Source organism: Nocardia sp. CDC160 (assembly GCF_035818795.1).
Lineage (GTDB): Bacteria > Actinomycetota > Actinomycetes > Mycobacteriales > Mycobacteriaceae > Nocardia.
The window spans coordinates 825878-852202 of record NZ_JAYKYT010000003.1; the positions used below are offsets into that span (position 1 = coordinate 825878).

General features: G+C 68.3%; 21 protein-coding genes. 13 read left to right on the forward strand and 8 right to left on the reverse strand.

The genetic code is table 11. The features are described from left to right. The 7 genes from VMT40_RS18480 to VMT40_RS18510 all read left to right on the forward strand — a co-directional run bounded on the left by VMT40_RS18480 (position 1) and on the right by VMT40_RS18510 (position 8941). Positions 1-1095, forward strand: a complete 1095-nt coding sequence (locus VMT40_RS18480; RefSeq protein ID WP_326360247.1) for an ATP-binding protein — start codon at positions 1-3, stop codon at positions 1093-1095. Further along, a complete protein-coding gene (locus tag VMT40_RS18485; protein WP_326359552.1) occupies positions 1092-3377 on the forward strand; it encodes a DUF5682 family protein in 2286 nt (761 codons plus the stop codon). The genes VMT40_RS18480 and VMT40_RS18485 overlap by 4 nt, the downstream gene beginning before the upstream one ends. Continuing rightward, positions 3377-3577 carry a hypothetical protein gene (locus tag VMT40_RS18490; protein ID WP_326359553.1) on the forward strand — a complete coding sequence of 67 codons (201 nt, stop codon included), beginning with the start codon at positions 3377-3379 and terminating at the stop codon, positions 3575-3577. Before VMT40_RS18485 ends, VMT40_RS18490 begins: the two co-directional genes overlap by 1 nt. Beyond that, positions 3574-4737, forward strand: a complete 1164-nt coding sequence (locus VMT40_RS18495; RefSeq protein ID WP_326359555.1) for a VWA domain-containing protein — start codon at positions 3574-3576, stop codon at positions 4735-4737. Before VMT40_RS18490 ends, VMT40_RS18495 begins: the two co-directional genes overlap by 4 nt. Positions 4738-4835: 98 nt before the next feature. Next, entirely contained in the window at positions 4836-6143 is a 1308-nt protein-coding gene (locus tag VMT40_RS18500) for a serine/threonine-protein kinase (RefSeq protein ID WP_326359556.1), read from the forward strand. Positions 6144-6163: 20 nt separating this feature from the next. Further along, on the forward strand, positions 6164-7339 hold the full coding sequence (locus tag VMT40_RS18505) for a hypothetical protein (protein WP_326359557.1): 1176 nt from the start codon (positions 6164-6166) through the stop codon (positions 7337-7339). A gap of 294 nt (positions 7340-7633) precedes the next feature. Next, the gene (locus VMT40_RS18510; protein ID WP_326359558.1) at positions 7634-8941 is read left to right on the forward strand and encodes a carbohydrate-binding protein; all 1308 of its coding nucleotides are present in this window, start codon (positions 7634-7636) and stop codon (positions 8939-8941) included. A gap of 89 nt (positions 8942-9030) precedes the next feature. Here VMT40_RS18510 and VMT40_RS18515 read toward each other — a convergent pair whose 3' ends face one another. The 4 genes from VMT40_RS18515 to VMT40_RS18530 all read right to left on the reverse strand — a co-directional run bounded on the left by VMT40_RS18515 (position 9031) and on the right by VMT40_RS18530 (position 16098). After that, on the reverse strand, positions 9031-11559 hold the full coding sequence (locus VMT40_RS18515; RefSeq protein ID WP_326359559.1) for an ABC transporter permease: 2529 nt from the start codon (positions 11557-11559) through the stop codon (positions 9031-9033). Then, entirely contained in the window at positions 11559-12332 is a 774-nt protein-coding gene (locus tag VMT40_RS18520; protein ID WP_326359560.1) for an ABC transporter ATP-binding protein, read from the reverse strand. The genes VMT40_RS18515 and VMT40_RS18520 overlap by 1 nt, the downstream gene beginning before the upstream one ends. Before the next feature lie 121 nt (positions 12333-12453). Beyond that, positions 12454-14163 carry a serine/threonine-protein kinase gene (locus VMT40_RS18525; protein WP_326359561.1) on the reverse strand — a complete coding sequence of 570 codons (1710 nt, stop codon included), beginning with the start codon at positions 14161-14163 and terminating at the stop codon, positions 12454-12456. Positions 14164-14241: 78 nt separating this feature from the next. After that, positions 14242-16098 carry a serine/threonine-protein kinase gene (locus tag VMT40_RS18530; protein WP_326359562.1) on the reverse strand — a complete coding sequence of 619 codons (1857 nt, stop codon included), beginning with the start codon at positions 16096-16098 and terminating at the stop codon, positions 14242-14244. Between the two features lie 259 nt (positions 16099-16357). On the opposite strand from VMT40_RS18530, the gene VMT40_RS18535 reads away from it, so the two are divergent. From VMT40_RS18535 to VMT40_RS18550, 4 genes are all read left to right on the forward strand, one after another. Beyond that, the gene (locus tag VMT40_RS18535; protein WP_326359563.1) at positions 16358-17128 is read left to right on the forward strand and encodes a deoxyribonuclease IV; all 771 of its coding nucleotides are present in this window, start codon (positions 16358-16360) and stop codon (positions 17126-17128) included. Between the two features lie 131 nt (positions 17129-17259). Further along, a complete protein-coding gene (locus tag VMT40_RS18540) occupies positions 17260-18225 on the forward strand; it encodes a TauD/TfdA dioxygenase family protein (RefSeq protein ID WP_326359564.1) in 966 nt (321 codons plus the stop codon). Positions 18226-18442: 217 nt separating this feature from the next. Beyond that, positions 18443-19654, forward strand: a complete 1212-nt coding sequence (locus tag VMT40_RS18545) for a CaiB/BaiF CoA transferase family protein (protein ID WP_326359566.1) — start codon at positions 18443-18445, stop codon at positions 19652-19654. Beyond that, positions 19651-20577, forward strand: a complete 927-nt coding sequence (locus tag VMT40_RS18550) for a hydroxymethylglutaryl-CoA lyase (RefSeq protein ID WP_326359567.1) — start codon at positions 19651-19653, stop codon at positions 20575-20577. Before VMT40_RS18545 ends, VMT40_RS18550 begins: the two co-directional genes overlap by 4 nt. Positions 20578-20589: 12 nt before the next feature. Here VMT40_RS18550 and VMT40_RS18555 read toward each other — a convergent pair whose 3' ends face one another. After that, entirely contained in the window at positions 20590-20838 is a 249-nt protein-coding gene (locus VMT40_RS18555; protein WP_326359569.1) for a hypothetical protein, read from the reverse strand. A 303-nt stretch (positions 20839-21141) separates the two neighbouring features. On the opposite strand from VMT40_RS18555, the gene VMT40_RS18560 reads away from it, so the two are divergent. Continuing rightward, positions 21142-21645 (forward strand): hypothetical protein, encoded by a 504-nt coding sequence (locus tag VMT40_RS18560; protein WP_326359570.1) that lies wholly within the window; start codon positions 21142-21144, stop codon positions 21643-21645. An 88-nt stretch (positions 21646-21733) separates the two neighbouring features. On the opposite strand, the gene VMT40_RS18565 is transcribed toward VMT40_RS18560, so the two are convergent. From VMT40_RS18565 to VMT40_RS18575, 3 genes are all read right to left on the reverse strand, one after another. Beyond that, positions 21734-22831: a hypothetical protein gene (locus tag VMT40_RS18565; RefSeq protein ID WP_326359572.1), complete on the reverse strand. Its 1098-nt coding sequence runs from the start codon at positions 22829-22831 to the stop codon at positions 21734-21736. A gap of 193 nt (positions 22832-23024) precedes the next feature. Beyond that, positions 23025-24152, reverse strand: a complete 1128-nt coding sequence (locus tag VMT40_RS18570; RefSeq protein ID WP_326359573.1) for an acyl-CoA dehydrogenase family protein — start codon at positions 24150-24152, stop codon at positions 23025-23027. A 9-nt stretch (positions 24153-24161) separates the two neighbouring features. Then, positions 24162-25331 carry an acyl-CoA dehydrogenase family protein gene (locus VMT40_RS18575; RefSeq protein ID WP_326359574.1) on the reverse strand — a complete coding sequence of 390 codons (1170 nt, stop codon included), beginning with the start codon at positions 25329-25331 and terminating at the stop codon, positions 24162-24164. A gap of 161 nt (positions 25332-25492) precedes the next feature. Here VMT40_RS18575 and VMT40_RS18580 point away from each other — a divergent pair, with 161 nt between their 5' ends. Continuing rightward, a complete protein-coding gene (locus tag VMT40_RS18580) occupies positions 25493-26281 on the forward strand; it encodes a hypothetical protein (protein WP_326359575.1) in 789 nt (262 codons plus the stop codon). The last annotated feature ends 44 nt before the right edge of the window (positions 26282-26325 follow it).

Sequence of the window (26325 nt, forward strand, 5' to 3'; positions counted from 1 at the left end):
ATGGCTCAGGAACGGGACGCCCTGCTGCGCCCGCACGCCGAACAAGCCTTCGCCGATGAACTCAAGGCCCTCGCCGCCGCCGATGACCGGCCGCGTCCGCCCTCCTGGAAGCTCTCGCCGTGGGCGGTGGTGACCTATCTGCTGGGCGGGACCCAGTCCGACGGGACCGTCATCACGCCCAAGTATGTCGGCCCGCGACGGCTCATGGAGGTCGCGGTCGCCACCCTGGCCACCGATCGCGCGCTGCTGCTGATCGGCGTGCCCGGCACCGCGAAAACCTGGGTGTCCGAACATCTTTCGGCCGCCATCGCGGGACATTCCACGCTGCTGGTGCAGGGCACGTCCGGCACCGCCGAGGAGGCCATCCGGTACGGCTGGAACTATGCCCGGCTGCTGGCCGAGGGTCCGAGCGAGGCCGCGCTGGTGCCCTCGCCCATCATGACCGCCATGCGCACCGGGTCGATCGCCCGGCTCGAGGAGCTCACCCGCATTCCCTCCGACGTCCAGGACGCGCTGATCACGGTGCTGTCGGAGAAGACGCTGCCGGTGCCGGAGCTCGGGCTCGAGGTGCAGGCGGCCAAGGGCTTCAATGTGATCGCCACGGCCAATGATCGCGACCGCGGTGTCAACGAGCTGTCCTCCGCGCTGCGGCGGCGGTTCAATACCGTGGTGCTGCCGCTCCCGGCCGGGGAGGACGAGGAGGTCTCCATTGTGACCCGCCGCGTCGAACAACTCGGCACCGCACTGGAATTGCCCGCCGTGCCCGCGGCGGCCGAGGAGATCCGGCGCGTGGTGCGGGTGTTCCGCGAGCTGCGGTCGGGCATGACCGAGGACGGGCGGACCAAGCTCAAGTCGCCGTCGGGCACGCTGTCCACGGCCGAGGCCATCTCGGTGATCACCAATGGCATCGCGCTGGCGGCGCATTTCGGTGACGGCGTGCTGCGGCCCGCCGATATCGCGGGCGCGGTGCTGGGCGCGGTCATCAAGGATCCGGTCGCCGATCAGGTGGTGTGGACCGAATACCTGGAGGCCGTGGTGCGCCAGCGCGGCGAGTGGGCCGACTTCTACCGGGCGTGCCGCGAGGTGAACGGATGACCGCCGCCCTCACCGAGTCGATGGATCTCGCGGCAGCGACTCCGGCCGAGACCCGGGTGTTCGGGATTCGCCACCATGGCCCCGGGTCGGCGCGCTCGCTGGCCTTGGCGTTGGAGCGGTTCCGCCCGGACGCGATTCTGATCGAGGGACCGGCCGATGCCGATCCCTTGGTGGGATACCTTGCGGCCGAGGGCATGTCGCCGCCGGTCGCGCTGCTCGCCTATCAACCCGACGAACCAGCCAAGGCCGCATTCTGGCCCTTCGCGACCTTCTCGCCCGAATGGGTGGCGCTGCGGTACGCGACGGAACACGCGGTGCGCGTGGGGTTCTGCGATCTGCCCGCGGCGATCGCGCTGGCCGTGACCGAGGAGCCGGGTGATCGCACCGATCCGCTGGGCATCCTCGCCGCCGCGGCCGGGTACGACGATGCCGAGCGCTGGTGGGACGCGATTGTCGAATCCGCCTCGGACGCCGACATTTTCGCTGCCGTTAATGAGGCCATGGGTGCGCTGCGCGAGCATGCCGAATCCGAATCCGCTGTCCCGGTCGAGGGGTTCGGGCCAGCGGGGGACGATTCGGACGGGATGCGGATCGTCGTGGACGCGCACACGCTGCGGCGTGAGGCGCACATGCGGCAGGTCATGCGGAAGGTGGTGAAGGAGGGGGCGCGGCGGCTGGCGGTGGTCTGCGGTGCGTGGCACGCGCCCGCGCTGGAGGGCAAGCTCGGTCCGGCGGTGGCCGATGCCAAGCTGCTCAAGGGCATGCCGAAGGTCAAGGCCACATTGACTTGGGTGCCGTGGACGCACTCCCGCCTGGCGAGTTCCTCCGGCTACGGTGCCGGGGTCACCTCGCCGGGCTGGTACCACCACCTGTTCACCGAGACCGAGCAGCCGATCGCGCGGTGGCTCACCCGGGTCGCGGGCACATTGCGGGCGCACGATCTGCCGGTGTCCAGCGCGCACATCATCGAATCCGTCCGGCTGGCCGAGACTCTGGCGATTCTGCGTGAGCGGCCGCTGGCCGGACTGTCGGAGGTCACCGAGGCCACGCGGGCGGTGCTCTGCGACGGCGACGAGACCATGTTGCGGCTGGTCAGCACCGAACTGGTGGTGGGCGAGGCGCTGGGCACGGTGCCGGACGGGACGCCGACCGTGCCGCTCGAGGCGGATCTGCGGGCGCAGATCAAGACGCTGCGGTTGAAGCAGCAGGCCCTGGAGAAGACCATGGACCTGGATCTGCGGACCGACGGCGGGTTGGCGAGATCGCGTCTGCTGCACCGGCTTCGGCTGCTGGGCATCGAGTGGGGGCGGCTGACCGATTCGCAGGTGCGCAATACCGGCACGTTCCGGGAGACCTGGACGCTGCGGTGGCGGCCGGAGCTGGCCATCTCGATCGTCGAGGCGTCGCGCTGGGGCACCACCCTGCGGTCGGCGGCCGAGGCGAAAATCCTCGATATCGCCTCGGATTCGGAGGCCACGGTCGGCAAGGTGGCGGGTGCCCTGGAGGAGGCATTGCTCGCCGATCTCGGCGGGGCCACCGACGGGTTGATCGCCCGGCTGGAATCGGTTGCGGCACTGGATCACGATGTGACGCACCTGATGTCGGCGCTGCCCGGACTGCTGCGCATCGTCCGCTACGGCGATGTGCGCGGCACCGACAGCGCGGCGCTGGCCCGGGTGGCGGACAGCCTGCTGGTGCGCAGCTGCGCCGGATTGCCCGGTGCGGTCACCGGATTGGACACCGACTCGGCCAATGCTTTGCGTGCGCAGATCGACGCGGTGCACTTGGCCCTGTCGGCCCGCGACAACGAATGGGCCACCGCCACCTGGCTTTCCGTGCTGGAGACCCTCGCCGATCGCGACGACGTCAATGGCGGGATCGTGGGCCGGGCCGTACGCCTGCTCTGCGATGCCGAGCGCATCGACTCCCGCGAGTCCGGCCGCCGACTATCGGCGGCGCTCTCCGTCGGCCGAACGGCCCCGGACAAGGCGGCCTGGATCGACGGCTTCCTCGGCGGCCGCGGCCTGCTGCTGGTCCACGACCGAAACCTGTTATCGCTCATCGACGCCTGGCTGTGCGGCCTCGACGAACCCCAATTCGTAGCCACCCTGCCGCTCCTACGCCGCACCTTCGGCGCCTTCGAATCCGGCGAGCGCCAGGCTATCGGCCAGGCCGTACGCCACGGCGCGCCAACGGCTTCGGTCCAGAACAACACCGAGTACGACACCGCCCGCGGCGCAGTGGCCATGCGAGCGGCGGCACAGATTTTAGGAGTGGCGTGATGATCGCCCATAAGAATCGCGGCCTCACCGCCCAGAGGCATCGCGGGCTCACCGCCCAGGGGAACGGCGGGGACATCGCCTGTCATCCCGGCGTGCTCTTGGCCGGGATCTCGCTGCCCGCAGTGAATTCCGGCCAGAAGCACGCCGGAATGACGATGGGGACTGTTGACCGGGTACATGGCTCGAAGGGGATGCGGTGAACGAGATCGACGAGGCGCGGGCGCGGCGGTGGCGGCTGGTGTTGGGGAGCGCCGGGGAAGGCGGGCTCGGGGGTGGCGGGTTGGGGAATACCGATGACCAGGCCATGGATCGGGCGTTGGGGGCGCTGTATGACTCGGGCGGGCAGAACGGGGGCGGGCGTCGGTCCGGCGGGCTCGGGGGTTCCGCGCCGCAGGTGTCGCGGTGGTTGGGCGATATTCGCCGATACTTCCCCTCGACGGTGGTGGAGGTGATGCAGCGCGATGCGGTGGATCGGCTCAACCTCACCGAATTGCTGCTGGAGCCCGAGCTTTTGGAGGCGGTCGAGCCGGATGTGCATCTGGTGGGCACGCTGCTGAGCCTGAATCGGGTGATGCCGGAGACCACCAAGGCCACCGCGCGCATGGTGGTGGAGAAGGTGGTGCGCGAGATCGAGCGGCGGATCGCCGCGCAGACGGTCGCGGCCGTCGGTGGCGCGTTGAATCGCGCGGCGCGGGTGTCGCGGCCCAAGCTGCGAGACATCGACTGGGACCGCACGATTCGCAAGAACCTGGCGAACTACCTCCCCGAGCATCGCACCGTGGTGCCCGAACGGCTGGTCGGGTACGGCCGCAAGGCCCAGGCGGTCAAGCGGGACGTGGTGCTGGCCATCGACCAGTCCGGGTCCATGGCGTCCAGCGTGGTTTACGCCTCGGTGTTCGGCGCGGTGCTGGCGTCCATGCGGTCGCTGCGCACCTCGCTGGTGGTCTTCGACACCGCCGTCGTGGATCTCACCGAGAAGCTGACCGATCCGGTGGAGGTCCTGTTCGGGACGCAGCTGGGCGGCGGCACCGATATCAATCGGGCCATCGCGTATTCGCAGTCGCTCATCACCCGGCCCGCGGACTCGCTGTTCGTGCTGATTTCCGACCTGTACGAGGGCGGAGTGCGCGCGGAGATGCTGCGTCGCATTCGCGCCATGAAGGAGGCGGGCGTTCAGGTGGTGGTGCTCTTGGCGCTGTCCGACGATGGCGCGCCCGCCTACGATCGCGACAATGCGGCGGCCCTGACCGCGCTGGGTGTCCCGGCTTTCGCCTGCACGCCCGACCGGTTCCCGGACCTGTTGGCGGTGGCATTGGATCGCGGTGACGTGCAGGCTTGGGCGCATCTGAACGCGGGCTGACGCCAAGTCGGCGACAATTGAGCGTCATGCGACGCTGATAGGCTGCCTGCGGATTTGGTCTCGTGGCGGTCTGGTTTTCGGGAAGCGGGTGCTCGATTTTGCGCTCAGGTGATGTGTTCGCCGGTTACGTCATCGAACGCGAGCTCGGTCGCGGCGGTATGGGCTCGGTGTACCTGGCCAAACATCCGCGGCTGCCGCGCATGACGGCACTCAAGCTGCTCAATCAGGAGATGTTCGCCGACGACGAGATTCGCGCCCGCTTCATTCGCGAGGCGGATCTCGTCGCCCGCCTGGATCACCCGAATATCGTCACCGTCTACGACCGCGGCGACGAGGGCGAACAGCTGTGGATCTCCATGCAGTACATCGACGGCGTGAACGCCTCCTCCATCCCGCCCGGCACCCTGCCGCCGCTGCGGGCCGCCCAGATCATCGCCGAGACCGCCAAGGCCCTCGACTACGCCCACGGTCTCGGCGTCCTGCATCGCGATGTGAAGCCCGCCAATATCCTGCTCGCCCGCTCCTCCTCCAAAACCGGCGCGGCCGAACGGGTCTACCTCACCGACTTCGGCATCGCCCGGCTGCGGGACGACACCGGTCATCTCACCCAGACCGGCACGGTGACCGCCACCCTCGCCTACGCCTCCCCCGAACAGCTCACCGGCGCGTCCCTCGACGGCCGCTCCGACCAGTACTCGTTGGCCTGCACGCTGTTCCAACTCCTCACCGGCGCGGTCCCCTTCGAGGGCACCAGTCCCGCCGCAGTCATTCGCGGCCACCTCCAGCAGCCGCCGCCCCCGGCGAGCCCGCTGCGCCAGCAGCTGCCCCCGGCCATCGACGCGGTCCTGACCAAGGCACTGTCCAAGCGTCCGGCCGAACGCTTCCGCTCCTGCGTCGAATTCGCCACGGCCGCCGAACGCGCCCTGCAGATTCCGCGCCCGGTCACCCCGCCGCGTCCACCGACCCCGGCGCATCCACAACCGATCGTCGCGCCCCGCCCGCCCACGCCGGTGCACCCCCAGCCGGTGATCCCGCAGCCGCCCAACCCAACGCCGTCCGCACCGCGCCCCTTGGTCGGCCCGGGCCCCGCGTACACGAATCAACGCCCGGCGTCCGGTCCGGCCCCGACCTACCCGGTGCCACCCGTCTCGGGTCCGTCCTACCCGAACCAGCAGATCTCGACCCCGGCCTACCCGAACCAGCCAGCCCCGCAAACCTTCTCGAACCCCGCGGTCCCCCCGACCCCGAACTACACCGCCCCCACCTACCCACCCCGCACCGCTCCCCCACCGACTTACTCACCCCCGCAAAAGAATTCGAACACCACCGCCTGGCTCATCGCCGCCATCGTCGCGGTCCTGGTGATCGTCCTCATCGTGATCGCGGTCATCGTAAGTTCTCTCTGAACAGTCGGTACGGTCGGATCATGGGGAGTTCGACCGACGCGGGGCGTCGATCACGGAGATTTCGCCGACCGCTCGCGATTCTGATCGGACTCGTGGTGACGATGGCGCTCGCCATTGCCGTGCCGAGGTGGTGGTGCGGGCGAGACGCCAATGCCTGGTTCGACGGCGACTCGGCGCGAGTTCACGGTTTGGCCGAGGAGATGGTGGCCTTCGAAGCCGACGACGATCAACGACAGGCCGAGGGAAAAAGCGGACAACTCGACGGAATGTGGGGCCTGCTCGCCCACCAGATGACCGCACTCGGACTGGCACAGGTCTGCCTGTCACACCCCGAGTGGCGGGATCACTACGCGCCCATCGTGACTCGGGCGGCGATCAAGAGTCTGCGGCCCGAGTTCCGGAGCGTCTTCACCGACCGCTGGCACGGCGAGGACGGGCTGACCGTGCCGGACAGCCCGCACGGGCACGCGTATCTGTCGTATCCCGCGCTCGCGCTGGGGATGGCGCGAGTGGTGGATCCGGGATTTCCGCCCGATGTGGCGGCGCAACTCGACACCGTGATCGCCTCCTTCGAGCGGCGGCTACTCGCTTCCCCGACTGCGTTATTGGAAACGTTCCCCGACGAGGCCTATCCGACCGATGTGGCCGCCGTCGCCGCCGCCATCGCGGTGCACGGCCGAGCGACCGGTACCGATCACTCGGCCGTGCTGGCCCACTGGGCGAAGCAGGTTCGCGCCGTGCAGATCGATCGCGGCACGGGACTGGTGGTGCAGCGCATGGGAACCGATGGGCGGGCGCATGATGCGCCACGGGCGTCGGGGACCGGCCTGGCGGCGTACTTCGCCGGGTTCGCCGACCGCGCGCTGGCCGCGGCGTTGGCCGAAGGGGCATTCGGGCAGGAGCGAAGCTTCCTCGGATTCAGCGGGATTCACGAATACGGGGGTGGCGGCGACGGCTCCGGCGACATCGACAGCGGCCCCGTCATCCTCGGCATATCGGAGTCCGCCACCAGCTTCGCCCTCGCCCCGGCCCACGCCTTCCGGCATCGCGACATATTCACCCGACTGTTTCGCACGGCGGACCTCGTGGGATGGCCCCGACGCAGCGGCTCTCGGCTGCGCTTCGCCAATGCCGGAGTGATCGGCAACGCGCTGCTGCTCGCCTTTCTCACCTCCGGGCCGGAGTTGGCGCGCTGAGACGGTCAATAGATCGACTCAGAGGAACCTCTGTCGCATTTGCGTCGAATATATTTGCCGGAACAGCACGACAATCGTTGCCGAATATGCATTCGGTCGGCGGGCGAATCATCTTGTGCCGTACAAGAATAAAATTTGCGTTGAATTCCGTTGCGTGACAACGGAGTTCGGAGCAAATCCCGAAACCTACTGACTAGCAGGTGTTTCACAAGTAGGTAACGATGTGATATCTGTCTTGTTGCTAGCAAAACGGACCGGTCCGACCCCAATTGTCCGAATGCAAAGGCAAGCAGATTGACCAGCACAGTTGATACCCGCGCCAGGAAATGGCTGGCGATCGCCGTTGGCGCGTGCGCCGTTTCGGCTCTCGCCGCCGGACTGTCCGGAGCAGGCGCGGGCCCCGCCGCGGCCGCATCGGGCGGCGGCGTCTCGCCCTACGTGGACACCTCGCTCTACCCGTCCTTCGACCTGCTCGCGAACAGTAAGGCCACGGGCGTCAAGCAGTACAACCTCGCCTTCGTCACCGACGGCGGATCGTGCGTGCCGAAGTGGGGCGGGGTGACCGAGATCGGGCAGGACCCCACGTCCAATCAGATCGGCGATTTCCGCAAGGCGGGCGGTGAGGTTCGGATCTCCTTCGGCGGGCAGACCGGAAGCGAGCTGGCCACCACCTGTTCCTCGGAGTCGGCGCTGCAATCCGCCTACGAGAAGGTGATCACCCAATACCAGGCCACCAAGCTCGATTTCGACGTCGAGGGCGGCGCGATCGCCAACACGGCGGCGAATACCCTGCGCGCACAGGTCATCGCGGCCCTGCAGCGGGCCCATCCGGGCCTGGCGGTCTCGTTCACCCTGCCGGTCATGCCGAGCGGTCTCACCCAGGACGGCATCAACCTGCTGTCCAATGCGGCGAGCAAGGGTGTGGACATCAACGCGGTGAACATCATGGCCATGGACTACGGCTCGTCGTTCAATGGCGACATGGGCGAGTACGCCATCCAGGCGGCCACCGCCACCGAGGGCCAGGTCGATCAGGCGCTCGGGCTCTCCAACTCGTGGAACAAGATCGCGGTCACCCCGATGATCGGCGTCAATGACGTCCAGGGCGAAACCTTCACCCTGGCCGACGCCACCAAACTCGCCGACTTCGCCGCCGCCAAGGGCCTGGCATGGACATCCATGTGGTCGGCCACCCGGGACAAGCCGTGCCCCAACGGCGGCAGCTACGCCGATCCCACCTGCTCCGGAATTTCCCAGCAGGCCAATGCCTTCCAGCAGGCCCTGGGTGGCGGATCCGGATCGGGAGGCGCACCCACCACCGCGCCGCCGACGACGAAGCCGACGACCACCACGGTCGCACCGACCACGACGACGCAACCGACCACGGTCCCGCCGACCACGACGACGAAGCCGACCACCACGGCGCCGGTCGTCACCACGACGGGCAATTCCTCGGCCCAGGCCTGGAAGGTGGGCGCGACCTACAAGGTCGGCGATGTCGTCACCTACGAGAACGCCACCTACCACTGCCTGCAGGCGCACACCGTGGAAGACCCCACCTGGACCCCGGCGGCCACGCCCGCGCTCTGGGAAAAGGTGTAGGGAACGGCCACGCATGACCCGCGCAATCGGCCGTCCGGTCGCTCGGCATTCCCGAGCGGCCGGACGGCCGGGTCACGCGTACCTCGAGGTCAGAGGTCGGCGATGGCGGCCAGCGGTGGCGTCCGGGCGGCCCGAACCGCGGGCCACAGCGCGGCCAGCACGCCGACCACGCCGGAGGCGAGCAGCATCAGCACGATCTGGCCCCACGGCACCGCGATGGTCGCGAGGCCCAAATCCTTGAGGGTGCGCAGGAATCCGACGCCCAGACCGAGACCCAACAGCACACCGACCACCGCGCCGAAGATCGCGATCAACATCGATTCCAGATAGATGCTGCGGCGCACCTGCGGTCGCTGCATACCCACGGCACGCAGCATGCCGATCTCGCGGCGGCGTTCCACCACCGACAGCGCCAGGGTGTTCACGATGCCGAGAATGGCGATGACCACCGCGAGCGCGAGCAGGCCGTACAGGATGGCCAGCAGGGTGTCGATCTGCCGACCCTGCGCGCCCTTGAAGTCATTGCGGTCCTGGACCTGGACGATCACGTACTGCTCGGTGGCCTTCTCCAGATTCGTCCGCATGGCGGGCAGGTTCGCGCCCGGCTGGCCGGTGACCAACACCAGGAAGCTGGACTGGTAGCTGACCGGAACGGTCTTCTGATACAGGGCCATCGGCGTGACCATGTTCTGCAGCAGCTGGGTGTCCTTGTAGATGCCCGCGACGGTCACCTTGAACTTCTTGTAGTCCATGGAGGTGATGTCGACGCTGTCGCCGACCTTCCAATCATGGTCTCCGGCATAGGTTTCCGAGACCATGATGTCATTGTCGCCGAGCTGGTCGGTGCCCTGCTTCATGGTGTAGTTGAGCACCTTGCTCATCTGCCCCTCGGGCGCGGTGCCGATCACCTGCTTGCCGTCGACCTTGAGCGCGACGCCGTGGAAGGCCACCACGTCCTTGACCTGCGACACCTGCTTGATGGTGTCGGTGGCCGCGAGCGGAACGCCGATGATGCCGCCGGGCGGGCCCGCCAGAATGTAGTCGGCCTTCACACCCTTGTCGACCAGCTCGCTCACGCTCGCCTTGGCCGAGGAACCCAGCATGCCGATGGCCGACACCAGCATCAGGCCCAGGGTGAGCGCGAACGCGGTGGCCGCGGTGCGCCGCGGATTGCGAATCGCGTTGTTGCGCGCCATCTTTCCGACCGGACCGAACGGCCGCACCAGCACGCTCAGCCCGGACACCACCGGCCGCGACAGCGCCGGGGACGCGAACAGGACGGCGAGAATCAGTGCGGCGGCACCGATTCCGACCACCGAGGCCGCCCCGCCGCCGGTACCGCGCGCACCCAGCACAACCAACACCACACCGGCCACCGCCAGCACGGCACCGATGATCGTGCGCACCCGCAGCGACTCACCGGACGAATTCGATTCCGAGCGCATGGCTTCCACCGGCGGCACCTTGGCCGCCCGCCGCGCCGGGGCGTACGCGCTGAGCACCGTCACCAGCGTGCCGACACCGATCGCCACCAGCACCGTGCGCGGTTCCAGCGACATGGTCCCGGTGGGCAGACCCAGCTTGAACGCATTGAGCAGCCCGGACAATCCGAATGCCAGACCCACGCCCGCGGCCAGACCCAGTGCGCTGCCGATCAATCCGACGACCAGTGACTCACCCACCACCGACCGCGAGATCTGCTGGCGGCTCGCGCCGACCGCGCGCAAGAGCGCCAGCTCGCGCAGCCGCTGGGCGACCAGCATGGAGAAGGTGTTGTAGATGATGAACGTGCCCACGATCAAGGCGATGGAACCGAAGGCGAGCAGGAAGTAGTTGATGAACTTCAGCGCATTGCCGAGCTGCGCCTTGAAGTCGTCGCGCACCTGATCGGCGTCCTGCACCTTGTAGTCGGGCAGCGCCTTCTTGATCTGATCGCGCAGATCATCGGCCTTCACACCCGGATTCGCGGCGATATCGACATAGGCGACGTGCAGTCCGTCGGTGAACAGCTGCCGGGCCTGGGTGTCCTCGAACTGCAGTGCGATGAACCCGCCGGTGTTCGAGGCGTCGATGCTGTAGATGCCGGAGACCGTGACATCGATATTGCCCTTGGACGGGATCAGCACCTTCGTCTTGTCGCCGACCTTCAGCCCGGCGCGATCCGCACCGCTCTGATTGATGGCGATCTCACCGGGCTGGCTCGGCGGGCTGCCCGCCACGAACTTGTCCGGCTCGGCCACCGACTTGCCCGGCGGCAGATACGACTGGCCGATGGTCGGCGCACCGCCGGTCTGCACGGCGTGCCCGTCCTTCAACAGCACCACCGGGCCGTTCACGCTGGGCGCGACGGTCTTCACGCCGTCGGTGTGGGAAAGCTTGTCCACCACATCGTTCGGGACGCCCAGCGACTGCTGCTCCTTCGGCGACACCCGCACGTCCACACCCTTGGCCTGGGTGGCGAAGATGCCGTCGAAGGTGCTCTGCAGGGTGTCGGTGAAGATGAAAGACCCGGAGATGAAGGCGGTTCCGAGCACCACCGACAAGACGGTCAGCACCAGGCGCACCTTGTGCGCGGCGAGATTGCGCAAGGCGACCTTGCGCATCGGATTGGTAGCCATCAGAGCGTCTCCAGCGACTTCATCTTGTCGAGAATGGAATCCGCCGTGGGCTCCCGCAATTCGTCCACGATATTGCCGTCCGCGAGGAACACGACGCGGTCGGCGTAGGAGGCGGCGCGCGGATCGTGGGTCACGATGACCACGGTCTGGCCGAACTCGTCGACGGCCGCGCGCAGGATATTGAGCACCTCGCCGGAGGAGTGCGAGTCCAGGTTGCCGGTCGGCTCGTCGCCGAAGATGATGTCCGGCTTGCCCGCCAGCGCGCGGGCGCAGGCCACGCGCTGCTGCTGGCCGCCCGAGAGCTCGCTGGGTCGGTGGGTGAGGCGGTCGCCCAGGCCGAGGCGCTTGATCACGGTGGACAGCCACTCGTCATCGGCCTTGCGGCCCGCGATGTCCAGCGGCAGCGTGATGTTCTCCAACGCCGTCAGGGTGGGCACCAGGTTGAAGGCCTGGAAGACGAAGCCGATGCGGTCGCGCCGCAGCGCGGTGATCTGCTTGTCGGACAGGCGGGTGAGATCCGTATCACCGATGTGGACGGTGCCGCCGCTGGCCGCGTCCAGTCCGGCCAGGCAGTGCATGAGCGTCGACTTGCCGGAGCCCGAAGGGCCCATGATGGCGGTGAACTCGCCCTTGGCGAACTCGGCCGTCACCCCGGCCAGCGCCCGGACCTGCGTGTCACCCGATCCGTAGGTCTTCACCAGGTCGGTCGCGCGCGCGGCGACCGCGGTCGCGCCCTGGTCCAGGGTGACGGAATCCGAGACGTTCGAAGTCATGGTGTCCAGTGTGTCGAGGTTCGATGGCTCGTGCCATCCGGGAAGTCCCCCATGGGGTTCTCCTCACAGACTCCACACAATTCGCCCGCGCGGCGAGCCCTCAATTGATGGGGGCGGAATCTCAATTGATCGGGGCCGAGCGCCACCAGTCCAGCAGTTGGTCGTCGGTGGCCAGGAAGGCGGTGCTGTACATGAGGAAGGCGTGCTTGCCGTCCTGCGAGTGGAATTCGGTCACCAGCCGCGGGCGCAGCAGGGCACTGCCGCTGAGCTGGTAGTTCGTGTACAGATTGCCGTGCGCCTTGACGTCGGAACGGGTGGCGGACAACCCGTTCAGGGCCTCCTCGGCGTCGGCGGCCGAGCGGTACATGACGAACCGGTAGGTCGGATGGCCGACGGTGCCCGCGCAATTCCAGGCCACCGCGAAACTGCCCAGGTCCGGGTCACCGGATCCGGTGTCGGGCGGCGGCGAGGAACGCTGATAGGTCGTGCAGGCCGCACCCTGGTAGCCGGTGCCGGAATTCGAATCGGAATTCGGGTCCGCCTGCGGCAGCATCTGCGGGAAGCGCTGGCTGAGCACCTGGGCGTCCGCGCCCGAGTGCTCCGGGATATCGGCCGCGGCATCGGTCGTCTCGACCGCCGAGGGCCCGGCGTCCTGGGTGGTCGGGGCGAGCGGTGCGGTGGTCGTCGCGGTGTGCGAGGTCCCGTTCTCATCGAGGTATGCGACGAGGCCACCGATCGCCATCAGCGGCAACACCACGATGGCCGCGAGCCCCAGGAGGCAGCCGCGCAGCTTCGAACGCTTCTTGCGGGGCGGCGGGACCGGGAGCGGCCGGGCGCGCGGGGCGACGGCGGCGGGCGCGACCGCGGTGTACGCCGCGGTGCCGGGCCGGGCGGCGGTGTAGTGCGCGGTGCCCGGCAGCTGCCGCGGGCCGCTCGAATGCTGGGGCGCGGGCCCGTGATTCGGCATGACCGCGTGATTCGGCATGACCAGGGTCGGACCGGCCGGATTCTCCAGCGCCTGCTGGGCGGCATTGGCGAACGCGGTGCACGAATCGAACCGGCCCTCGGGATGTTTCGCGAGGGCGCGCACCAGCACCGCGTCCAGCGACGGCGGCAGCCCCGGCCGCAGCGCGCTGACCGGCGGCGGGACTTGATTGAGGTGGCCGTGAATAATGCCCACCGGATGCTCCGCATTGAACGGCACATCGCCGGTGAGCAGGCGGAACAGGGTGCAGGCCAGCGAATACTGGTCCGAGCGCGGATCCAGGGGCTGGCCCGAAAGCTGTTCGGGCGAGGCGTAGGTCAGCGTCGCGGTGAACGAACCGGTCTGGGTGAGCTTGGTGGCATCGTCGCGCAGGCGGGCAATGCCGAAGTCCGCCAGGAAGACTCGCGGCTCGTCGTCGGAATATTCGAGCAGGATGTTGGCGGGCTTCACATCCCGGTGCAGCACCCCGCGCCGATGCGCGAAGTCCAGCGCCCGGGCGGTCTCGGCGATAATCCGAATCGCCTGGCGCGGAGGCAGATTCGCCGCCTCCAAATGGGAGGCGTCCGGCCCGTCGATGTAGCGCATGGCGATCCACGGCTGCGCGTCGTCGATGCCCCGGTCGTACACCGGCACGATATTCGGATGCTCGAGCCGCGCGATCAGATCACCCTCGCGTTCGAACCGCTTGCGCACCTCGATATCGCCGAACACGTCGCGGCTGAGCAGCTTGAGGGCGATCAGCCGGGGTAGTCGAGGATGCCGGGCCAGATAGACCGAGCCCATGCCGCCGCGCCCGAGCTCACGTTCGATCTCGTACCCCGCGAACAACTCCCCGCTGCGCAGCACAAAGACCCTTTCGACCGACTCTCCTTCGGTTCGCGACCCTACGTGCCCGGCGCGACACTGTCATCCGCGCAGGTCAGCTCAGGTGAGCGGGGCGTTCTTCCACCACTTGAGGACCGTGTCCATGGTGCCGGTGATGCCGTCGGTGTACATGAGGTACTGGGCGCGATTGGTGTCGCCGGTGAAGGCGGTCACCAGGCGCGGGTGGCTGTCGCCGGTGAGCTGGTAGTTGGTGTAGGCCTTGCCGCCGATCGGGTCGGTCGATTTCGCGTCCGGGTTCAGGCCGCCGATCACCGACTGCACATCGCTGGCCGAGGCGTAGGCGAAGATGCGATAGAACGGGTCGGCGTTGTCGCTGCCGCCGTAGCAGCGCCACTGCACCGTCCAGTCGCCGAAGTCGGGGGTGCCGTCGGTGGCGTCGGAGGAGACCGGGGAGTCGGCCACCCAGCAGGTCGCGCCATTGTAGCCCTTGCCGCCGGTCTTGGTGGCGGGCAACAGCTTCGGGAACTCCTTGGACGCCGCGGACCAGTCGATCTGCTTGTCGGCCGCCGGTGCGGCATTCGCGGACGTGGTGACGACCGTGCCCTTGGCGCTGCTGGACTTGCCGCTGCCCGCGGCCACCACCACCGCGACCACCACGATGAGCAGCACCACCACGGCCAGGATGATGCCGATGATCAGACCGGTATTGGACTTCTGCGGCGCGGACCGATGCGCGCCGACCGGCGCCACCGGCGGACGCTGCGGCTGCGCCTGGGTCGGGTAGGTGTAGGACGGCGGCTGCGTGTACTGGTTGGTGCCGCGCCCGGTGTAGTTGCCGGTCACCGGCTTGGGCGGGGCCGGATTGACCTGTGTCGGAACCGGATACGACATGCCCGGGCCGGTCTGCGGGCGCGGCCCGGCGGTCGGCAGCTGGCCACCGGTCGGCGGCATCCCCGTCGCCATCGGACCGCCCGTCGGCATGGCTCCACCGGTGTACATGGGCATGCCGGTCGGCATCCCACCGCCGGTCACGGGCGGGACCACCTGGCTCGGGCCGCTCGTGTGCGGCATGACCGGCATCGGCGGCGAGGTGCGACCCACCAGCGGCATACCGGGCGCGCTCGGCTGGGCCAGCGCCCGGCGCGCGGCGGCCGCGAACTCGCTGCAGCTGGCGAAGCGATCCTCGGGACGCTTGGCCATGGCCTTGCCGATCACCAGATCCAGCGCGGGCGGCAGCCCGGCGCGCGCGGTGCTCAAAGGCGGTGGCGGGCTTTGCAAATGGCCCTGGATGACCGCGGCCGGGTTGGTGGCCGAGAACGGGCCGTTGCCGGTGAACAGCCAGAACAGCGTGCAGGCCAACGAGTACTGGTCGGAACGGCCGTCCAGCGCGGATCCGGTCAGCTGCTCGGGCGAGGCGTAGGCCAGGGTCGCGGTGAAGGTGCCGGTCTGGGTGAGGTGACCGCTGTCGTCGCGCAGCCGCGCGATGCCGAAGTCGGTCAGGTACACCCGCTCGCCCTTACCGCCCGTGGACCGGGCCAGCAGGATATTGGCGGGCTTCACGTCCCGGTGCAGCACCTCGTTGCGATGCGCGTAGTCCAGCGCGTCGGCCATCTCGGCGACGATCTGGACCGCCCGCTCCGGCGGCAGGGTGTGCGGGTTCACGCTGGCGGCGTCGATGCCGTCGATGTACTGCATGGAGATCCACAGCTGACCGTCCTCGAGCCCCCGGTCGTAGACCGTCACAATATTGTGGTGGTCCAGCTGGGAGACCAGATCGGCCTCCCGCTCGAAGCGGGCGCGGACCTCCTTGTCGAAGACCATGTCCCGATTCAGCAGCTTGAGCGCCGTCAGACGCGGCAGCCGCGGATGCTTGGCCAGATAGACCGAACCCATGCCACCCCGGCCGAGCTGCCGTTCGATGACATACCCAGCAAAAACGTCACCTTCGGACAGCATGACGATCTCCCACTTTCCACTCCGCGTGCCGGGACCCACCAGCGCGCGAGGTACTACAGACGATCGGCGTGATCGTGAGGGCCGATCCGAAAACACCGAAACTGTAGCCGATTCGCGGCCTACCGAACTATCTACGCGTGGGCCGCTAACGCAACACTGAACGTTTGCTTGTAATCGGGGGCCCGGACTTTTGCTTGCGATCGCCGAGCGCCGCGGTGACCGCGCACGGGCTGTCGGGGGTCGGCGATACGCTGGCCCAATGCGTATTGGTGCTCACGTTCGTTCCGACAGCGACCCGATCGGCTTCGGGGAGAAGCTGGGGGCCGATGTCATTCAGATGTTCGTGGTGGATCCGCAGAGCTGGGACAAGCCCACCCCGCATCCCAAGGCCGAGGAGATCAAGGCCAGCGAGATCGACGTGGTGGTGCACTCGTCCTATCAGATCAATGTGGCCAGCCTGAACAACCGGCTGCGCATGCCCTCGCGCAACGCGGTGGCACAGCAGGCCAAGGCCGCCGCCGAGCTGGGCGCGTTCGGGCTGGTGGTGCACGGCGGACACGTGCGCTCCGACGCCGAGATGGTGGAGGGCTTCGTCAACTGGCGCAAGCTGTTCGAACGTCAGCAGGACAAGGGCGGGTTCGCGGTGCCCATCCTGATCGAGAACACCGCCGGTGGAAACCACGCCATGGCACGGTATTTCGACGATATCGGGCGGCTGTGGGACGCGGTCGGCGACTTCGGGGCCGGATTCTGCCTCGACACCTGCCACGCCTGGGCCGGGGGCGAGGACCTGGTCGGGATCGTGGAGCGGATCAAGGCGATCACCGGGCGCATCGACCTGGTGCATCTGAACTCCTCGCGCGACGCCTTCGATTCCGGCGCGGACCGGCACGCCAACTTCGCCGACGGCACCATCGACCCGCAGCTGCTCGCCGAGGTGTGCCGGACCGCCGACGCGCCGGTGATTCTGGAGACCCCGGCCGAGGGTGTCGCCGAGGACATGGCTTACCTGCGGGAGCACGTGGGGTAGGCCTCCCGCCGCCGAGAGAGATGCGGCCGTTTCGATCCGGCTGATCCTGAACCTGTTTCGGCGGGCATGACGCTGGTGTCCTGAGGGGGGGCTCGAATCCGGGCCGCTTCCATTCGGGCGAAAGGCTTTGCATGTCCGTCGATTACGCAGCCGTCGATTACGCAACTTCCAACCTCACTGTCGTGCAGCTCGGCAGCAAGATCGGCGCGCGCATCGACGGCGTCCGCCTCGGCGGCGACCTGGACTCGGTCACCGTGCAGGCCATTCAGGACGCGCTGCACAAGCACAAGGTGATCTTCTTCCGCGGCCAGGAGCATCTGACCGAGGACGGACAGTACGAGTTCGCGCAGTTGCTGGGCGCGCCGACCACCCCGCACCCGACCGTCACCTCCAAGGGCGTCAAGACGCTGCCCATCGACTCCGAGTACGGGCGCGCCAATAGCTGGCACACCGATGTCACCTTCGTGGACCGGATTCCGAAGGCGTCGATCCTGCGCGCGGTGCACCTGCCGCCCTACGGCGGCTCCACCACCTGGGCCTCCACCGTGGCGGCCTACGACTCGCTGCCCGCGCCGCTCAAGGCCCTGGTCGAGAACCTGCGTGCCCGCCACACCAACGCCTACGACTACGCGGCCGACCGCACCGAGGTGGCGCGCGGGGAGAACTCGCAGGTGACCGCGAACATCAAGGCGTACCGCGAGGAATTCGAGTCCACCTACTACGAGACCGAACACCCGGTGGTGCGCGTGCACCCGGTCACCGGCGAACGTGCCCTGCTGCTGGGCCATTTCGTGAAGAACTTCGTCGGCTTCTCCGCCGCCGAATCCCAGGCCCTGTTCCAGCTCCTCCAGAACCGGGTCACCCGCCTGGAGCACACCACCCGCTGGAACTGGCAGCTCGGCGACGTCGCGATCTGGGACAACCGCGCCACCCAGCACTACGCCATCGACGACTACGACGGCCAGCCGCGCCGCCTGACCCGCATCACCCTCGCGGGCGACGTGCCGGTCGGGGTGAACGGCGATGCCAGCACCATCATCTCCGGCAACGCCGAGCACTACTCGATCATCGAGGAGGTCGCCCCTCGCGCCGCCTGAATCCCGGCGCGGGATACCGCGATTCGGATGGACCCGGGTGTCTGCCACTCACCCGCCCCACCGAACACCGCGGAACGACCCGACTCGATGCCGCCGAGCGCGGTGCACTTGCGCACACCGTGACCGACGGCGACAGCCGGTGCGACGGCCCCACCTCTCTCGGGCCTCGCACCGGCTTTGTCGTTTTCGGTACAGGCCGATCATGCAGACTGTGGGCATGGAGATTCGGCCGCTGGATGGTGTGCGGGTACTGGAGCTTGGGAATTATGTCGCCGCGCCGACGGCCGGGCGGATACTCGGCGACTTCGGGGCCGAGGTGATCAAGGTCGAGCGGCCGAAAACCGGTGATGAGCTGCGGAATTGGCGGTTGTACGGCGGGGACACCTCGATGCTGTACCGGACGGTCAATCGCAACAAGAAATCCATCACGCTGGATCTGCGAACCGAGGCGGGACGCAAGATCGTGCTGGATCTCCTCGAGCACTGCGATGTGCTGTTGGAGAACTTTCGGCCCGGCATGCTCGAGAAGTGGGGGCTCGGGCCCGAGGTCCTGAACGCGGCCAATCCGAAGCTGGTCATCACGCGGATCTCCGCCTACGGGCAGACCGGTCCGCTCGCGCAGCGGCCGGGCTTCGCGGCGGTGGCCGAGGCGGTCGGCGGATTGCGCGAACTCGTGGGCGATCCGGATCGCCCGCCGGTGCGGACGGGGGTGTCCATCGGCGATTCCATCGCGGGGATCTACGCGGCCTTCGGCACCGTCATGGCGCTGTTCCAGCGTGAGCGGGTGGAGCGGGTTCCCTTGGAGCAGCGCATCATCGACGTGGCGCTCAATGAATCCATCCTGTCGGTCATGGAATCGCTGGTACCGGACTACCTGGCCTACGGCATCAATCGCGAACGCGTGGGCGGGCGCATGGAGGGCATCGCGCCCAGCAACGCCTACCCGACCAGCGACGGGTACAGCATCATCATCGGCGGTAACGGGGACGCCATCTTCCAGCGGTACATGCAGGTCATCGACCGCCCGGACCTGGCCGCCGATCCGGAACTCCAGGACAATGCCGGGCGCTGGCGCCATCGTGAACGGCTCGACGCCGCGATCGCCGAGTGGACGCGCACCCGCACCCGCGAGGAAGCGCTGAAGGTGCTCGAGGCGGCCGCGATTCCGTGCGGTCCCATCTACACCGCCGCCGACATCGTCGCCGACGAGCAGTACAAGGCGCGCAATATGATCCAGCCGTTCCGGGTGGACGTGGGCGAGGCCGAGCCGAAGGAGGTCGGGTTCCCGGGCATCGTGCCCGTGATCGGCGGGCAGTCGCTGCCCATTCGCAACGTGGGCCCGGATCTGGGTGAACACACCCACGAAGCCCTGTCCGAATTGCTCGGTATGTCCGAGGCGGAAATCGCTGCGCTGGAGGCGAACTCATGAGTCTGCGGGATGTCACGCTGCGCGACGGGCTGCAGCTCACCGGGAAGGTGCTGCCCACCGAGCGCAAGGTCCAGATCGCGCGGGAGTTGCTGGCGGCGGGCGTGCCGGAGCTGGAGATCGGATCCATGGCGCGACCGGATCTGGTGCCGCCCATGGCCAATACGCTCGAGGTGGTCGCCCGACTGACGCCGGAGGAACTCGAGCGGTGCTGGGTGTGGGTGGCCACGCCGCGGCACGTGGCCAAGGCCGCCGAGGCGGGTGTGCGCAATTTTCAGTACTGCTTCTCGGTGTCGGACGCGCACAACAGGGCCAATATCGGGCGCACCACCGAGGACAGTCTGGCCGCCATGCCGGAGGCCATTCGGCTCGCCGACGCGGTGGGCGGGCGCGTTCAGCTGTGCCTGGCAACGGCTTTCACCTGCCCGTTCGACGGGCCCGTCGACCCGGCGCGGGTGCTGGCCATTGCCGCCGACGCGCGGGCCGCGGGGTCGGCGGACATTGTCATCGCCGATACGCTCGGGCAGGCGTACCCGGGTCAGGTTGCGGCACTGATCGGTTCGGTGGCGGCGACCGGACACTGGGGGACGCCGGAGCACCGCATCGTGTTCCACGGGCACGACACCTGGGGCATGGGCGTGGCGAATTCGCTTGCCGCGCTGGACGCGGGCGCGGCCGTGGTGGACGGCTCGCTCGGCGGGCTGGGTGGCTGCCCGTTCGCTCCGGGCGCCTCCGGCAATACGTCGAGCGAGGATCTGCTCTTCGCCACCCGGCCGAAATGGTTCACGCCGCCCGTATTGTCGGATCTCGTCAAGATTTCCGAGAATTTGCTGGCGGAACTTGGGGAACCCAATCGCTCGCGTGCCGCCGAAGGGGCACGGTCGAAGGCCACGGCATTCGAATGGACAATTGCGGCAAACGAATAAATTCGCGGAATATTAGCCAGCGTGTGCGTCGGCGCGCAGTTTGAGCAAAACCAGGCCCGCGGTACAGGCGAGAATGAGTCCCGCCACGGTGATTTCGACCCGCAGCCCGGCAATGCCGAGCACCGCGCCGGTTAGTCCTCCCAGGAAGATCAGCCAGGCGACGACGCGGGCCAGGATCGCCGACATCCGCAGCGCCCCGGGGGCGGCGGGCTCCCCGGTGCGCATCGACGCGCGCAGCGGAGAGGTCGAGAATGCACCCATCATCCACTCCTCGATGACGCCCGCCGGGTCTCGCGATTGTTCGGCGCGTCCCTCGGCTAATTTCGAGCGTCTCACGTGTAACTTTGGACACACATTACGGCTCTGCAACGGAAAGTCCATACGACACCGAGCCAAAACGCGCTGACTTTACTAATTCGATATCTGAATCATGGCCCTTTGAGATATTTTCGAGGCCTACGGAATCGCCATGGCCGTCGCGTCGGAGAACCGACCACCCGCCTGGCCCAACCCCGCAGCCTCCGTTAGGGTGAGCCCACTCGACACGAATCAGGAGTGCCACCAATGGACGGCAGCAACGCGCGCGCGGACGAGCGCGTGCTCACCCCGCTGCGCCACCTGCCCAAGTCCGTGCAGGGCGCCGCCGCCGCGGTCGGCGCCGTCTCGGCGGGCCTCATCCTCCTCGGCGCCTGCGGCCTGGGCCACCAGGACACCTACGTCCCACCCCCACCCATCAACGCCGATCTTCAAGCGGCCCCGGTGAGTTCGACCAAATCCGGCACCACCACCCCCGCCGTCGTCATCCCGCCCTCCCCCTCCTGGCGAGTGGCCGCCGACCAGCCTTCCCGCCGCGCCCCCATCTCCACCATCACCGCCACCCCCGACGACCCGGCCGCCGACCCCAGCACCACCCCCCGCACCACCCTCAGCCGCCCCACCACCACGACTCGCCCCACCACCACCGAAACTCCGCGCCCCACAACGGAACCCCCGGCAACCACCACCCCGCCGGAAACCACGATCGCACCAACCACCGACCACCCGGCCTCCGACAACTCCGACGGCTGAGCACACCTCGCGCCGACCGCCCCGAATCGCCAAGGGGCACATGGGCACGGCGCGGGAGCGGCGCACCACCGCCGATCGGCAGGCTGCGTTACCAGTCGCCGTCTTCGACGGGTTTGCCCTTCTTGTCGCCTAGGTGGTGGATTTGGGCGGGGGTGGGGTTTTGCCAGGGGTCGTGGTCGGTGCCCAGCCAGTCGCCGACGGGGATTACGTTCGTCAGGGGGTCGGCGGGGGCGAGATCGGTTGCGTCGGAGTCGAAGTAGTCGAACCAGGGGAGGCCCGCGGCGGTGTAGGCGGCGCGGTTGATCGGGGATGGGGGTGGGGCTTCGCCGGTGATGCGGTGCCAGTCGGGTGGGGTAACCAGGTGGACGAAGAGGCGGGCGGAGGGCTGGATGGACCAATCCGCCAGGGGGCGATCGTCTTTGTAGATTTCCTGGCGCATGGTGCCGCCGACGCCGAGGCCCATGGCGGTGGGCTGGTGGGCGGGAGCGGAACCGGGAGCCGTGCGGGGGACGCTGCCCGGTGCGGGTGGGGCGGCGTAGGACTTGGGCAGGCCTCCGGCGGGAGCGCCGAAGGCCGGTGGTGGGGCGGCCAGTGGGGCGGAGGCGGTGATGGCGCGGACGCGGTCGGCCTCGGCGCGGCGGCGTTCCTCCTCGGCCTTGCGCCAGCGGGCGAGTTCGGTGTCGTTGAGGGCGAAGTTCTGGAGTTGGATGCCGCCCCAGGTCTCCTCGCCGGTGACCTGGCCCTCCACGGTCGCACCCAAACCCAGTGGCACGGCGACGAATTGGCGGATGGTGCCCGCGCCGGAGTTGATGCCGTCCAGCCACGGCTGTTTGGGGAGGACCACGTAGTTCTGCGGATCCCGCCCGAGCCGATCGCTCCACGGCCTACCCGACACGGCGCAGACCTTGCCCACGCCGATCTGCAGTGCCGCAGGCTCTTTCGCGGAGAACGACAGCCACATCGCCTCCCGCAGATACATGGGCAACATCACCCCGCCGCGCCTGGCCCACTCCTCCGGCACCGAGTCCGCGTGGTCCGCCACCCGGCGCACCGGAAACTCCCCGAGCCCCGGTGGCAGCGGATGCGTGCCCTCCTCGGGCAAGCGCAGCGTGCGAATGAACCGCACCCCCACCCCACCGGGAAGCACCAGGGTGTTCCCGTCCAGCCGTACCGATTCTCCTCCCATGCCCTCGACCCTACGCCCGCAAATCCCCCCGCCCCACCCAATTCCCAACTCTGCACCCCACGTGCTCCCGAGCATGAGCCTCAGCAAGCAAACGCCGAGATGCGTTCTGCCACAATGCATTCGCGCGACAGAGAGATCGCGGTCGCGCGCCCCGTCCGGTCCGGAGCGGGGCGCGAGCCGAGCGTACGCGTGCTCAGAACTCCACGAGGGAGTAGTCGCCGACGCGGTCGGCCAGAACGCGCAGGTGTTCCAGATCCCCGCCGAGGGTGCGGGCGATCGCGGTCAACCGCGCCACATAGTGGCTGACCGGATACTCGGTGGTGATCCCGATGCCACCGTGCATCTGAATGGCCTCCTGCCCAATATGCCTGGCGGAGCGCCCCACCTGGAGACGGGCGCGGGAGGCGGCCACCCGATCGGCCGACCCGTCCGCCACCGCGGCGGTGAGGTACAGGCTCATACTGCGAGCCAGTTCCAACGACACATACATGTTCGCCGCCCGCTGGGTGAGCGTCTGGAACTTCGACAGCGTGACACCGAACTGCTTGCGGGTCTTCAGATATTCGGTCGTCAGCCGCATCGCCTCTTCCATCGCACCGAGCGACTCCGCGCACAGGCTGGCCTGCGCGGCCGCCGTCACCGCGTCGATCACCGGCTGCGCGTCCCCACCGGCACCGAGCAGTTCGGCCGCGGCGGAGGCGAATTCGATCTGCGCGCCCCGGCGCTCGTCGAAGGTGCGGTACGAGGTGCGCGTGACGCCCTCGGCATCGGCGGCGATCAGGAACAGGCCAATGCCCCCACCCGGCAGGGTCGCACTGACCACGAGCTGATCGGCGCAGTCCCCGTGCCGAACCGGATTCTTGACGCCGGTGACGCGATACACGTCCCCGTCCAGCACCGCCGTGGCGGCGAGCTCGGTTGCGGGCCACCGGCTTCCGGGCTCATCGTGCGCGAAGGCCAGCAGGCTCTCCCCGCCCACCACCGCGGGCAGCACCCGCTGCCGCTGCTCGGCGGTTCCGGCCGCCGCCACCAGTCCGCCCGGAATCAGCACGGCGTCGAGGACCGGCTCGGGCGCATTGCGCCGCCCGATCTCCTCCATGACCACCATGGTCTCCACCGGCCCCGCGCCGACCCCGCCGTCCTCCTCGGCGAACGCCAGCCCGAGCACGCCCAGTTCGGCGAGCTGTCGCCACACGTCGCGGCTCCAGCCCAGTTCGGTGTCGGTGACCTTCAGCAACTTCTCCGGGTCGTAGGCGCGGCCCAGCAGGTCCCGGACGGTCTCGCGCAGCATGACCTGTTCATCGGTGAGTTCGAAATCCATGGCGGCGGCTCACAATCCGAGGATGGTGGAGGCGATGATGGTGCGCTGCACCTCGCTGGAGCCTCCGTAGATGGTGGTCTTGCGGTAGTTGAGGTAGCCGGGGCCACTGCGCTGCGCCCAGCCGGGCGAGGCGATCTCGTCGGCATCGACCGGCAGCGCGTCGGGTCCGGCGATGTCCAGCAGCAGTTCGGTGGCGGCCTGCTGGAGCTCCGAGCCCTTCAGCTTCAGCACCGAGGACGCCGGATTCGGCTTGTCGCCGGTGGAATTCGACACCACGCGCATGAGGGTCAGCTCCAGGGCCAGCAGCTCGTTCTCGATCTCGGCGACCCGTGCCGCGAACACCGGATCGTCCAGCAGAGTGCCGTTGCCCGAACGGATCTGCGCCGCATACTCCTTCGCGACGCCCAGCTTCACCTTGGTGCGGCCGACGCCGGTAATGCCGGTGCGCTCGTTGCCGAGCAGGAACTTGGCGTAGGTCCAGCCCATGTTCTCCTCGCCGACCAGCTGATCGGCGGGGACCCGGACGTTCTCGAAGAAGACCTCGTTGACCTCGTGGTGGCCGTCGATGAGCTTGATCGGCCGAATCGTCACGCCGGGGGACTTCACGTCGAAGAGCAGCATCGAGATGCCCGCCTGCTTCTTGGCGGCCGGGTCGGTGCGCACCAGGCAGAAGATCCAGTCGGCGTACTGGGCCAGCGTGGTCCAGATCTTCTGGCCGTTGACGAGGTAGGAGTCGCCGTCGCGCACCGCGGTGGTGCGCAGCGAGGCCAGGTCCGACCCCGCGTCGGGCTCGGAAAAGCCCTGGCACCACCAGATGTCGAGGTTGGCGGTCGGCGGCAGGAAGCGCTGCTTGAGCTCCTCGGAACCGAATTGGGCGATCACCGGCCCGATCATCTGGGCGTTGAAGGTGAGCGGCTCGGGCACCGAGGCCAGCTGCATCTCGTCTTCCCACAGGTGACGCTGCATGGGCGTCCAGTCCTTGCCGCCCCACTGCACCGGCCATTTGGGCACGGCCAGGCCATTCTCGTTGAGGATGCGATGGGTGGTGACGATGTCATCGCGCGAGAGTTCGAGACCGTATTTCACGCGGTCGCGGATCTCCGCCGGGATCTTGGTCCGGTAGAACTCGCGCAGTTCGTCCCGGAATTTCACCTCATCGGGTGATAGGGCCAGCTTCATTGCTTCTCCCGAGCGTCGCTGTGATGTCGCCAATAAACTTACCCCCCGGTAATGAGTGGGGTGTCGGCCGGATCACACCCAGCGGCCGACTCGACGGGGCGGCTCTCGAGTAGAGCTGGTACGTTGCCGTGGAATCCGGTTTCCGATGAGGAGCAGCACGAGTGAACGGTTGGACCCTGTCCCGGCGCGCCCTCGCGGTCGCAGCCCTTACCGCGACGGCAACCCTCGGCGCGAGCACCACGGCCACCGCCGACCAGCCCAAAACCCCGGCCGAGCTGGGCATCGACCAGCTCACGCAGGCCGTCGGCAATGACATCGCGGGCAAGACCGCGGTCGCCAATATCGCCCGGGCCGACCAGTTGGTCGCCGCCGCGAAGTTGGAAAACGTTCAGTTCACGCCCTTCTCGTACCTGGCTCCCACGCTGGGCTGCGGCTTCAACATGCCCTTCAGCCTGACCAATGCCATGGCGGTCACCGGCATCTCGGGCGGCGCTTCCTCGCTGCCGCCCGGCAGCGTCAGCTTCCAGGCGATGGCCCAGCAGAACGGCTTCCCGCTCGCCTCCGGTCTGATGGTGGCCTGGCTCAATGTGAACAACGGCCGCAGCGGCATCACCGCCCTGGACGACCAGACCGAGTACAACCTCCCGGCGCTGTCCAAGACCGCCGAGACCGGCGCGGGCACCGTCATCGCCTCCCTCTGGGGCACCATCGACTACCCGAACGCCCGCTGCGTGGTCCTGCCCACCGTCGGCCTGTTCACCGTGACCGACACCCCGCCCGCCCTGCAATCCGCCCCGGCCCCAACCGATCCCGCCAAGCCGGACGCGTCGACCCCGACGACCACACCGGACGCCGCGGCCCCCACCACCTCGGCCGCGCCCACCACCCCGGCCACCCCCACAACTCCGGCGCAGGCTCCGGACGCCGGTTCGGTCACCCCGGCCAACTGAGCATTGGCCCCGTCCGACCGACGGGGCGAACCCCGCGGTTCTCG